Below are 11,744 nucleotides of genomic sequence, written 5' to 3'. Positions count from 1 at the left end.
CGGGCCCGAGGAAGGGCGAACCCATTTCGGGCGGGCACTCCCGTGGTCCTTCGGACGGCCCTTCCCGTGGCCCGGTACGACGAAGGCCCCGTCCAACGGACGGGGCCTTCGGGTGGTGGCTGGGGCCGGGATCGAACCGGCGACCTATCGCTTTTCAGGCGATCGCTCGTACCAACTGAGCTACCCAGCCACGCAGCTCACAAGGGCTGCAGCGGTCCTGACGGGATTTGAACCCGCGGCCTCCACCTTGACAGGGTGGCGAGCACTCCTAACTGCTCCACAGGACCAAGCAATGTGCGAGAACAAGTCTCGCACACGTTCAAGCGTGCCCCCAACGGGATTCGAACCCGTGCTACCGCCTTGAAAGGGCGGCGTCCTGGGCCACTAGACGATGAGGGCTAAGGGCCCACCTGCGCGCTTTCCAGCGCGTCGGGGACGTGAGAAGCATATGGGATGCCGGCGGGGATCGCCAAAACGGTTTACGGGGACGGGGTGGGGGCGGTCGGGGACGGGCTCGCGGGAGCCGGCTTCTGCTCCGGCAGATGGCGGCTGACCTCGGCCGTCGTCAGGCCGAGGCCGCCGAGCGTGATCTCGTCCCAGGCCTGGAGCCGGCGGGTGGAGCGGTCCAGATAGAGCACCGAGGCGAGCACCTGTTCCGGCTTCTTGTTCTGGACGGCCCGCAGCCCGCCGCCGCCCGTGGAGCCCTCGATCATCAGCCGGGTGCCGCCCTTGAGGACCTCGTTCTGCCGGTGGTGCACATGGCCGGCCAGGACCAGCGGGACCTCGCCGTCCGTCTCCTTCGCCGCCTCCGGCTCGTGGGCCACGGCGATGTCGGCGGGGGTGCCGGAGCGCTGCTGCTCGCGCAGGGCGGCGGCGAGCGTGCGGCCGGCCACGCTCTCGACGTCCTCGGCCTGTTCGGGGCCGGTCCGGTCGGGCGTGAACTGCGGGTCCCCGATCCCGGCGATCCGCAGCCCGCCGACGCTCACCGCCCGGCCCTGGTCCAGGACGTGCACGTTCGTGAAGCGCTTCTTGTTCTCCAGGTACTTCTGCGTCACCGCCGAGTCGTGGTTCCCGCGCACCCATACGTAGGGGACGCCGAGGTCGGCGACGGGGTCCAGGAAGCTGTTCTCGACGGCGGCACCGTGGTCCATCGTGTCGCCGGAGTCGATGATCACGTCGATGTCGTACTGCTCGACGAGCGAGCCGATGATGTGCCACGCGGCCGGGTTCAGATGGATGTCGGAGATGTGCAGGACGCGCAGGGTCGCCGGGTCCGGGCTGTAGACGGGGAGCGTCGACGTGGCGTCGTACAGCCTGGTGACGTTGGTGACCAGGCGGGCCAGTTCCTGCTGGTAGACGTCGAAGTCGCTGACGATCGAGCGGGCGTCGCCGACTACGGACGGGGCGCTGGAGAGCAGCCCGGAGAACTTGGGCTCCAGGACGGACTTCGGGTTCCAGGTGGCGTACGCGCCGACCCCGGACGCGGCCAGCAGCGCGAGTGCGAGGCCCCCGGCGGCCAGGGCCCGGCGCGGCCGGCGGTAGACCGCGAGGCCCAACGCGGTGGCGCCGGTCACGACCGCCACGCAGGAGCGCAGGGCCAGCTCGCGGGTGCCGGAGGCCACGTCCGAGGTGACCTCGTCCTCCAGCCCGGCCAGCCGCTCGGGGTGCTGGACCAGGGCTTGGGAGCGGACCGGGTCGAGGCGGTCCACGTCGACGTCGAGGCGGACCGGGGCGTGGTGCGAGTCCAGCTCCAGGGCGCCGAGCGGCGAGACGTTGATCTTGGTGCCGCCGCTGAGCGAGGGCCGCAGGGTCATCGTCGTGTCCATCGGCCCCACGGTCGTACGGACACTGCCGACCGCCAGCAGCCCCAGCCAGGCGCCGAACAGCACGACGACGACCATGCCGAGCGCGCGGACGAACGGGCGGGAGGCGGCGAGGGGCCCATCCCTGGCGCGGCGGGATATCGGGCGGCGGAAGGGGAGTCGGGCGCGGGCCATTGGGTGCCCCTGCCCCAGTCGTGGCGGGGGTATGCCCGGGGCGGTCCGGGCTGCCGTGCGGGACAATGGCCGGGTGCTGGAGATGACGCGGGAAGCGTTCGAGGAACTGGTCGCCGAGGCACTGGACCGGATTCCGCCGGAGCTGACCCGGCTGATGGACAACGTCGCGGTCTTTGTCGAGGACGAACCGGAATCCGGCGATCCGGAACTGCTGGGGCTGTACGAGGGCACGCCGCTGACCGAGCGCGGTGAGTGGTACGCGGGTGTGCTGCCGGACCGGATCACCATCTACCGGGGGCCGACGCTGCGGATGTGCGAGACGCGCGAGGACGTGGTGGCCGAGACCGAGATCACCGTCGTCCACGAGATCGCCCACCACTTCGGCATCGACGACGAGAGGCTGCACGCGCTGGGTTACGGGTGACAGGCGCGGGGCGGCCGATGTGAACATGCCGGCCCGGTGGGCGTGTCCCGGGCGGTGTCACGGGAGTTGGGCACAACGCACCCGGCTTTCATGTCAGGCCCCGTCCCTCCCCGCGCTCCCGGAGGTGCCCTCGTGCGCCAGTTCTCCGTCCCCGTCCGCTGGGCGGCCGTCACCGCTGTGACGCTCGCCACGTCCACCGGCTGTATGAGTGTCGGCTCCGACGGCGCGGAACCGGCGCCCTCGCGCTCCGCCGAACCCGAGGGCGCCGCGGTCGAGCCGAACGGCTCCACGGTGGCGGGCACCGGCGGCTCCCGCATGGGCGGCCCCGGAGCGCAGTCGCAGCGCCGGAGCGCCGGAGCGGGCGCCTCCGCTTCGCCCTCGGGGAGCGGCCCGGACGCCGACGAGTCCGAGGGGGGCCGGAGCGTGGGCAAGGGGGAGGGCGCGGGAGAGGGCCGGGGAGCCCACCCCTCCCCACCTGCCGCTTCGCCCGGGCCGGGGGTGCCGGAGCAGCCGGAACCTCCGGCTCCGGCCGACCCGGACCCCGTACCGGACCCGGAGGACACGGCCTCGCCGGCGGACCCGGAGCCCGAACCGGAGCCCTCGGAGCCGGAGCCGCCGGCGCCGTCGACGTCTCCGGCGGCACAGTTCCGTACCGACGCCATGGGGTGGCCGGACGAGGTCGAGGTGCCGCGCACGCCCGAGGCGTCACCGCAGGCGGGGCCCGCCTGAGAGGTGGCCGGAGGGAGGTGGGTTGCACAATGCGGGTAGGAGTGCGTATGGTGGTAGATCGTTTGATCCCATTGCCCGGCGCCGACACAGAAGAGCGCCGTGTGGCGCGTACTCTCCCTTGCCGTGGCTGGACCGCATTGAGGCGGTCGACATTGCGAAATCACGGAGTTATGGGCGCGTGCCGAGACTCCGGAAGGTTTCGCATTTCGCATGTCAATTTCCAGTTCTGACCGCACCGTCATGCCCGAGAACGTCGAGAACGACGAGCTCACCGCTGTCGCCGAGGCCGTCGTCGCCGAGACCGCCGAGTCCGTCGAGACCGCCGAGCCGACTGTCACCTTCGGTGACCTGGGCCTGCCCGAGGGCATCGTCCGCAAGCTCGCGCAGAACGGTGTTACCACGCCCTTCCCGATCCAGGCGGCGACCATTCCGGACGCCCTGGCCGGCAAGGACATCCTCGGCCGCGGCCGTACCGGCTCCGGCAAGACCCTCTCCTTCGGTCTGCCGACCCTCTCCGCCCTGGCGGACGGCCGCACCGAGAAGAAGAAGCCCCGCGCGATCATCCTCACCCCGACCCGTGAGCTCGCGATGCAGGTCGCGGACGCGCTGCAGCCGTACGGCGACGTGCTCGGCCTGAAGATGAAGGTCGTCTGCGGTGGTACGTCGATGGGCAACCAGATCTACGCCCTGGAGCGCGGCGTCGACATCCTCGTCGCCACCCCGGGACGTCTGCGCGACATCATCAACCGCGGCGCCTGCTCGCTGGAGAACGTCCAGGTCGCCGTCCTCGACGAGGCCGACCAGATGTCCGACCTGGGCTTCCTGCCCGAGGTCACCGAGCTGCTGGACCAGATCCCCGAGGGCGGCCAGCGCATGCTCTTCTCCGCCACCATGGAGAACGAGATCGGCACCCTGGTCAAGCGCTACCTGAGCAACCCGGTCACCCACGAGGTCGACTCCGCCCAGGGCAACGTCTCGACCATGTCGCACCACGTCCTCGTCGTGAAGCCGAAGGACAAGGCGCCGGTCACCTCCGCCATCGCCGCCCGCAAGGGCCGCACCATCATCTTCGTCCGCACCCAGCTGGGCGCCGACCGCATCGCCGAGCAGCTCGTCGACGCGGGCGTCAAGGCGGACGCGCTGCACGGCGGCATGACCCAGGGCGCGCGCACCCGCGTCCTGGAGGACTTCAAGAAGGGCTACGTCAACGCGCTCGTCGCGACCGACGTCGCCGCGCGCGGTATCCACGTCGACGGCATCGACCTGGTCCTCAACGTGGACCCGGCCGGTGACCACAAGGACTACCTGCACCGCTCGGGCCGTACCGCGCGCGCCGGCAAGTCCGGTGTCGTCGTCTCGCTGGCCCTGCCGCACCAGCGCCGCCAGATCTTCCGCCTGATGGAGGACGCGGGCGTCGACGCCTCGCGCCACATCGTCCAGGGCGCGGGCGTCTTCGAGCCGGAGGTCGCCGAGATCACCGGTGCCCGCTCGCTCACCGAGGTCCAGGCCGACTCCGCGAACAACGTCGCGAAGCAGGCCGAGCGCGAGGCCGCCGAGCTGACCAAGCAGCTCGAGCGCGCCCAGCGCCGTGCCGTCGAGCTCCGCGAGGAGGCCGACCGCCTGGTGGCCCGTGCCGCCCGCGAGCGCGGCGACGACCCCGAGGCCGCCGTGGCCGAGGTCACCGCCGAGGCCGAGGCCGCCCTCGCGGCAGCCGCCGCCTCCGTGCCGGAGCAGTCGGCCGTGCGCGAGGACCGCCGCGACGAGCGGGGCAACTACGAGCGCCGCGACAACCGCGGTGGCTACCGGGGCAACGACCGGCGCGACGACCGCATCGGTGAGCGCTCCGGGCGTCCCGCCGGCCAGAGCGGCTACCGGGGCAACAGCGACCGTCCGTCGTTCCGCAGCAGCAACGACCGCCGCGACGACCGTCCTTCGGGCGGTTTCCGCTCCGGTGGCGACCGTCGTGACGACCGTGGTGGCCGTTCCTTCGAGCGCCGCGACGAGCGTCCCTCGTTCAACCGCGACCGCCGCGACGACCGTCCCTCGGGCGGTTTCCGCTCCGGCGGCGACCGTCGTGACGACCGTGGTGGCCGTTCCTTCGAGCGCCGCGACGAGCGTCCCTCGTTCAACCGCGACCGCCGCGACGACCGCCCCTCGGGCGGCTTCCGCTCCGGCGGCGACCGCCCGTTCAACCGCGACCGCCGCGACGACCGCCCCTCCGGTGGCTTCCGCTCCGGCGGCGACCGCCCGAACGGCCGCCGTGACGACCACCGTTCGACCGGCACGAGCACCGGCTCCTTCGGCCGCCGCGACGACAAGCCGCGCTGGAAGCGCAACGGCTGATCCGGAGCGCCGCGCACGGCGCAGGCCGTGAGGCCCGTGCCGTGAGGTTCGTACGAGAGGCTCTGCCCGCATGCCGGGCAGGGCCTTTCGGCCGTTCCGGGCAAGTTGGCGGGTCAGCGGGGTAATGCGGTCGCGCCAGGGGGGCCGACGGCTGATAACGTCGCTCTCCGCTGTGGACGTGAACCTGCCACGTACCCGGCGCACATCTTCTGGTTCCGGCGCACCCGCCCGGGACCACTGCCCGAGGGCCCCACACCTCGTCACCGTCCGGGGTACGCCACGGCGTACCCCGGCTTTCGCTGAAGTGGGGGAACCTATGGGGCGTCATGTCCTGACACACTCCGGTGCGCGACGGGGCGTCGTCGCGACCGCCGCCGTCCTGGCGGCCGTCGCCGGTGCCATCGGGCCGCTCAGCGGCCCGGCGGGCGCGGCTGTTCCGTCGCCCGAGGCCGTACTCGACGCGGCCACACGCACGGTCAGCACCGGCTACCCCAAGGTCGCGGGCGCCACCGGCTTCGCGTACCGGGACGGCTCCGGCGTGTACCGGTGGATCGACTACGCGAGCGGCGCGTCCTCCGAACTGCGGCTCCCCGACACCTCCGTCTCGCTCCACAACACCATGTCGGACACCCTCGCCTACGTCGTCCCGGCCGCGTCCGGCGAGCCGGTCTCGGTCCGACTGGTCGACCAGCCGGGCGGGGCGACCCGGACCCTGCGGCTTCCCGAGGGATTCCGGCTGGCGGCGGTGCAGGGCGACACGGTGGTGGCCATGTCGCCGACGTCCGGCGAGAACGCCTGCCACGTGTTCCGCCTCAACGGTGCGGAGCTCGTCGACCGCCCGGTGACGGGGCTGCCCGCCGGCGTCATGTGCGGGCAGGTCAGTCCGTTGGCGTCGTACGGGGGCGGCGACGTCTCCAGCATGGCGGTCGCGTACGCGGGCAAGGCCGGAACCACGTACGGCATTCTCGATCTGGAGGACGCCTCGGTCACCGAGCTGCCGTTCGCCGGGTTCGTGACGAACATCCGGGTCGGCAAGGACTCCGTGGGCTGGTACGACAAATCGGCCGGGGTGTTCAAGGTGCTCCCGCGTGCCGATCTGGGGGGTGTTCCGCGCAGTGTGCCCATAGCCCCGACGGCCAATTCCTACGTGTACCTCGTCGGCGGTCATGTCCTCACGCTGGGCTCGGGCACTGGAGCGCTCAAGTCCGTCGCCCCCGACGGCACGACCACCACGCAGCTGCCCTTCGCCTACGGGATCCGCGCCCTCGCCGGCCCGGACGGCAGCCTCATCGTTCTCGGAAAGGGCGCCTCTGGGGACTACGGGGTGTTCCGCTTCACCGAAGGGCCCGACGGGGCGCTGCGGCGTGACGAGTTGTACACCCTGCCATGGGCGCCGACGTTCAGCGCGGCCCTCGCGCTGAGCGGGAACCGGCTTCTCACGAACGAGACGACCGCGAGCGGCAATGGTGTCTCACTCTACGAGCGCCTTCCCGCCCTGACGGGCGTGCCGTCGGTGAGCGGTGGGAGGTCCCTCGGATCGGCCGCGCCGGTCCACGGCGAGGGCTGCGCGGACGCGGCGGCCTGCCCTCAGATCTACGCGGGGCCCGACGGGACCGTCGCGTACGTGACGAAGGAGACCGCCGGGTACGTGATCCGGGTGGCCGACAAGAGTCACCTGTCCCCGGGCCGGGGCCTGATCGTCGGTGACGCCGCGCCGACGATCTACGGAGTGTCCGGCCGCTACCTGGCCTACGGGACGGGCACGGGAGCCACCGCGCAGACGTCGGTGCGCGACAGGGGCACCCTGGCGAACGTGCGCACGGTCCCCGGTGGTGCCGCAGCCCTCTGGGGCGGCACCCTGTGGCAGCTGTCCACGACGGGCAAGGTCACCGGGACCGATGTGGCGACGGGCGCGGTGGTCCGGACCCTCTCCACGGCGAGCTCCTGCGCCACCCCCTCGCTGCAGGCGTCCGAGCGGTATCTGTACTGGGAGTGCGGTGCGGTCCCGACCGCCGCCGGAGTCGTCACGCTCGCCGACGGCAAGGCCCGCGGGCTCGCCGCCACCACCCCCGGCCGGCTCGGCGACGGTTTCGTTGTCCGGCTGGACGCCGCGAACCGCGTGACGGTCACGGACCTCACCGGCGCCTCCCCGGCCCAGGCCGTTGTGGGGACGGCCGCCTCGACGGTTCCCGGCATCGGCTTCACGGCCGATCCGTACAGCTCGCTCGTGGCCTACACCGGTACGGACGGGAAGGTTCATCTCGTCCCGACCGGGACCGGCGCGGCGCCGCTGACCGCGATCGACTCGACCGTGGCGACGGCGACGGACGCGGACCATGAGGAGAGTCCGTGGAATCCGCAATGGTGGCTGTCGAAGGCGGTCGGCTCCTGGACGCTGTCGTTCAGGAACAAGGCGACCGGTGTCACGGTGCAGACCCTCTCCGGGGGCGAGGCCCGCGGGCTGCTCGACGTGCGCTGGTACGGGGGGTCCAGTGGCGGCGAGCCCGTGCCCAACGGTATGTACTCCTGGACGCTCACCGCGTTGCCCGCCGACGGTTCGGGTCCGGCGATGACGAAGACCGGATCACTGCGGGTGACCGGTGCCGGCCCGGTGCTGCGCGACTACACCGGTGACGGCTTCGGCGACGCGCTGACCCTGAACAATAAGGGCGAGTTCACCTTCCAGCACGGCACCGGGACGGGGAAGTTCTCCGGGAAGACCTTCGCCGGCGGCTGGTCGACGTCCTCGGTCGCGGTCCCGTTCGGCGACCTCAACAGCGACCACTGCAACGACGTCCTCATCCGCATGCCGGACGGCTCGCTGCGCGGCTACAAGCTGAAGTGCGGGGCGGCCGTAACACCCACCACCCCCTACACGGCGCTCGGGACCGGCTTCCAGGCGTACAAGACCCTCACCACGGCCGGTGACCTGACCGGCGACGGCTTTGCGGACCTGCTCGGCTGGGACAAGGCAACAGGTGACATCCACCTCTTCGCCCGGAAGAGCGACGGAACGCTGGCGGCCGCGAAGAAGATCCGCACCCATTGGACCTACACCAAGGTCATGGGCGTGGGCGACCTGAACGGCGACGGATACGGCGACCTGCTCGCCACAGACACCTCGAACAACCTGTGGCGCTACGACGGCACGGCCGCGGGCCAGTTCAAGGAGCGGGTGCTGGTCTTCAAGAACTGGGGCTCCTCGTACGACACCGTCGTGGGCGTGGGTGACATCACCGGGGACGGGAAGGCCGACATCATCGAACGCGACAAGACCGGCAAGCTGTTCCGCAACGACGGGAACGGCAAGGGCTCCTTCAGCAGCCGCACAGAGATTGCCACCGGCTGGACGTACAAGGGCATCTTCTGAGCCCTTGAGCCCGCCCCCACCCCGATGACGGGGCCGCGCGGCCGATACCCGATCGGCTGCGCGGCCGGGGCGGGCTATGCTCGGGGGTGATCTGCCGAGGGCCGTTAGCTCAATTGGTCAGAGCAGCGGACTTTTAATCCGTTGGTTGTGGGTTCGAGTCCCACACGGCCTACCGACAGCAGGGAGCGCCCCGACCGGTTTTCGCCGGCCGGGGCGTTCCGCTGTCCGGGGGACGGGGCGTCAGACCAGGAGCTTCGACTTGGCGCGCTGGTACTCGTCCTCCGTGATCGCGCCCTTGTCCTTGAGGTCGGCGAGTTTCGCGAGGTCGTCGACGTGGCCGCCCTTGTGGCCGTTGCCGCCGTCCGTGCCCGCCGCGTCCCTGATGTACGCCTTGAACGCGGCGTCGCGTTCCTTCGCCTCCTGGACGTCGCGCTTGCCCATGGACTTGCCGCGGGCGATCACGTAGATCAGCACGCCCAGGTAGGGCAGGACCAGCGCCAGGATCAGCCAGCCGGCCTTCGCCCAGCCGCTGAGGTCTTGGCTGCGGAAGATGTCCATGATCACCCGGAAGAGCAGGAAGAGCCACATGATCCAGAGGAAGAACCAGAGCATCGTCCAGAACAGGTTGAGCAGGGGATAGTCATCCATCGTCCACTCCCGGCGCCGTCGAAATGGCTGAGTCTGAAACCAGTCATATCGCCATATGGGTGTGCGCGCCCGTTGAGGGGATCCAGGCTTCGGCCGGGAGGGGACGGGTGGAGTGCGGCGTCTACTTCTCCGGCCCGGACGCGGTGGCCGGAGCCTTGTCGGTGTCCGCGTCGGGCGCCTCGGCGGCTGCTCCGGCATCCGGTACGGCGCCGGCGGTGGTGGCCGCGGACGCCTTCCTGCTGTTCACCATGATGCCGATGAAGCCGGCGAGGAACCCGCTGATCAGGCCCGATATCGCGTGGTTGACCGCGTTGACGGACTCGCTGCCCGGGAGGCCGATCGCCAGGTAGTTCACCGCCGCACTCATCACCGCGCCCATCACGCCGCCGATGAGGCCGCCCGTGGCGGCGGCGCGTACCGGTGACGTCGGGGTGGCGACGGGGGTCGGGGTGTGATCGGGGGCGAGCGGTGCGGTCATGGTCGAGAGCCCTCCAGACAGGCTGCGATCAGAGACCGGGAGCGGCTACCCGGGCGCGCCGGTATGCGCGGTCGGAGGCCTGCTCACACGGGCAGCCCACCGAGCCGGGGGGTGCAGCAGATACCTTGCGACAGAACACATGTTCCTTGCAACACCTTCTCGTTTTCCGCACTTTGACGTTCGGGTGAAGGCGGGTGCGCATGGGTGTGCGAGGCAGGTGGTCATGAGAGCTCCGAACATGCCGTAGAGTTGTGTTCATCGACGCGGGGTGGAGCAGCTCGGTAGCTCGCTGGGCTCATAACCCAGAGGTCGCAGGTTCAAATCCTGTCCCCGCTACTGAAGGATCAGGCCCGGCACGCAAGCAGCGTGCCGGGCCTGATGCGTTGTCGGTGTATACGCGTTTCGCCCCATCGGCGGCCGATGAGTCGCCCGCCGACCGGGTGGCGGCGAGGCTGGGGGAGGTGCGCGGTACCGTCCGCGGCCGTGGCTGCACCGGGCAGGAGACCGCAGGTGGGGAAGTGGGAGCGTCGGTGGCGAGGGCGCGGCGGCGCGCGGAGCCGTCGGTTCGTCCGGTTGCTGCCGGCCGCGATGATCCTCGTGGGAGTGGTGTTCGACTACTTCACCCCGCCCGTCTTCACGGCCGTCCCGATGTTCGCCGCCGCCCCGCTGATCGCCGCGCCCTTCTTCGGTCTGGGCACCGTTCTGCGCGTTGGGTTCGCCGGGGTAGTCGCCATTGCCGCGATGCGGCTGTACACGGGTGATCTGCCGGGGGTGGTCCCGTTCATCGAGATGCTCACCGTGGTCACGGTCGCCGTCCAGGCCGGGGTGATCAACCGGGTTGTGCGGCGCGGCAACGAGCAGCTGGCGTCCGCCCGGATCATCGCCGAGACCGCCATGCGGGCCGTGCTGCCGGAGCCGCCCGAGCGGATCGGCGGACTCCAGGTGGCCGCGCGGTACGAGGCCGCGCAGGCGGACGAGTTCGTCGGGGGCGACCTGTACGCGGCCGCCGACACCCCGTACGGCATGCGGCTGGTGCTCGGGGACGTGCGCGGGAAGGGGCTGGAGGCGGTCGGGGCCGTGGCGGTGGTGATCGGGGCGTTCCGGGAGGCGGCCGAGCAGGAGAAGTCGCTGGAGGGCGTGGCGCAGCGGCTGGAGCGGGCACTGGCACGTGAGGCGGCGCGGCGGAACAACCTGGACGCGGCCGAGGGGTTCGTGACCGCCGTGCTGGCGGAGATCCCGCCGGGTGCGAGGCACGTACGGACGGTGAACCGGGGCCATCCGGATCCGTTGCTGCTGCACGGGGACGGGGCGGTGGAGGCCCTGGCGCCCTCGGAGCCCGCGCTGCCGCTCGGCATGGACCTGGGGGTGCGGCCGGACCGCTCGGACGAGTGGGAGCTGCCGACCGGGGGGACGCTGCTGTTCTACACGGACGGCCTGTCCGAGGCGCGTGATGCCGAGGGGGTCTTCTACGACCCGGCGGAGCGGCTGCGCGGGCGCCTCTTCCCGGGGCCCGAGGAGCTGCTGTCCGCGCTGACCGACGACGTACGGCTGCATACGGGGGGCGAGTCGACCGACGACTTGGCGCTGCTCGCGGTGGCGCGGCCGGCGAAGGGGCAGCCCGACCGGCGCAGGACGGTGAAGATCGTCAAGCGGGAGGACCACCCTGCGTGATCGAAGGGCGCCGCTCCGCATAACATTTGACGCAACGTCAGAAAACGCGTAGTGGGGGGACCTCGTTCAACTCGCCCGATTCCA

8 protein-coding genes and 5 tRNA genes are annotated in these 11,744 nt (G+C 71.2%); 7 read left to right on the top strand and 6 right to left on the bottom strand.

The window, feature by feature from the left end; translation table 11 throughout:
* Window positions 1-113 precede the first annotated feature (113 nt).
* The 4 genes from BLW14_RS14830 to BLW14_RS14815 all read right to left on the bottom strand — a co-directional run bounded on the left by BLW14_RS14830 (window position 114) and on the right by BLW14_RS14815 (window position 1,997).
* Window positions 114-190: transfer RNA gene (locus BLW14_RS14830), tRNA-Phe, on the bottom strand.
* A gap of 22 nt (window positions 191-212) precedes the next feature.
* Window positions 213-287 (bottom strand) — tRNA-Asp (locus tag BLW14_RS14825).
* 39 nt (window positions 288-326) lie between these two features.
* Window positions 327-399, bottom strand: a tRNA-Glu gene (locus tag BLW14_RS14820).
* Window positions 400-479: 80 nt separating this feature from the next.
* Window positions 480-1,997: a metallophosphoesterase family protein gene (locus BLW14_RS14815; RefSeq protein WP_093707766.1), complete on the bottom strand. Its 1,518-nt coding sequence runs from the start codon at window positions 1,995-1,997 to the stop codon at window positions 480-482.
* 73 nt (window positions 1,998-2,070) lie between these two features.
* Here BLW14_RS14815 and BLW14_RS14810 point away from each other — a divergent pair, with 73 nt between their 5' ends.
* The 5 genes from BLW14_RS14810 to BLW14_RS14785 all read left to right on the top strand — a co-directional run bounded on the left by BLW14_RS14810 (window position 2,071) and on the right by BLW14_RS14785 (window position 9,035).
* A complete protein-coding gene (locus tag BLW14_RS14810) occupies window positions 2,071-2,421 on the top strand; it encodes a metallopeptidase family protein (protein ID WP_218137684.1) in 351 nt (116 codons plus the stop codon).
* A 132-nt stretch (window positions 2,422-2,553) separates the two neighbouring features.
* Window positions 2,554-3,150: a hypothetical protein gene (locus BLW14_RS14805; RefSeq protein ID WP_093707764.1), complete on the top strand. Its 597-nt coding sequence runs from the start codon at window positions 2,554-2,556 to the stop codon at window positions 3,148-3,150.
* A 240-nt stretch (window positions 3,151-3,390) separates the two neighbouring features.
* Window positions 3,391-5,493: a DEAD/DEAH box helicase gene (locus tag BLW14_RS14800; RefSeq protein ID WP_093707763.1), complete on the top strand. Its 2,103-nt coding sequence runs from the start codon at window positions 3,391-3,393 to the stop codon at window positions 5,491-5,493.
* Window positions 5,494-5,809: 316 nt separating this feature from the next.
* Window positions 5,810-8,863: an FG-GAP repeat domain-containing protein gene (locus tag BLW14_RS14790; RefSeq protein ID WP_256332784.1), complete on the top strand. Its 3,054-nt coding sequence runs from the start codon at window positions 5,810-5,812 to the stop codon at window positions 8,861-8,863.
* A 98-nt stretch (window positions 8,864-8,961) separates the two neighbouring features.
* Window positions 8,962-9,035 (top strand) — tRNA-Lys (locus tag BLW14_RS14785).
* Window positions 9,036-9,103: 68 nt separating this feature from the next.
* Here BLW14_RS14785 and BLW14_RS14780 read toward each other — a convergent pair.
* Both BLW14_RS14780 and BLW14_RS14775 read right to left on the bottom strand, forming a co-directional pair.
* Window positions 9,104-9,511 carry an SHOCT domain-containing protein gene (locus BLW14_RS14780; protein WP_093707762.1) on the bottom strand — a complete coding sequence of 136 codons (408 nt, stop codon included), beginning with the start codon at window positions 9,509-9,511 and terminating at the stop codon, window positions 9,104-9,106.
* A gap of 121 nt (window positions 9,512-9,632) precedes the next feature.
* Entirely contained in the window at window positions 9,633-9,989 is a 357-nt protein-coding gene (locus BLW14_RS14775; protein ID WP_093707761.1) for a hypothetical protein, read from the bottom strand.
* Window positions 9,990-10,251: 262 nt separating this feature from the next.
* On the opposite strand from BLW14_RS14775, the gene BLW14_RS14770 reads away from it, so the two are divergent.
* Window positions 10,252-10,325: transfer RNA gene (locus BLW14_RS14770), tRNA-Met, on the top strand.
* Window positions 10,326-10,499: 174 nt separating this feature from the next.
* Complete coding sequence (locus tag BLW14_RS14765; RefSeq protein WP_371128071.1) at window positions 10,500-11,660, top strand: PP2C family protein-serine/threonine phosphatase; 1,161 nt, start codon at window positions 10,500-10,502, stop codon at window positions 11,658-11,660.
* Window positions 11,661-11,744 lie beyond the last annotated feature (84 nt).

Source organism: Streptomyces sp. 2131.1, assembly GCF_900105515.1.
Lineage (GTDB): Bacteria > Actinomycetota > Actinomycetes > Streptomycetales > Streptomycetaceae > Streptomyces > Streptomyces drozdowiczii.
Note: the sequence above shows the minus strand (reverse complement) of the source record. Positions and strands in the feature narration are given on the sequence as shown.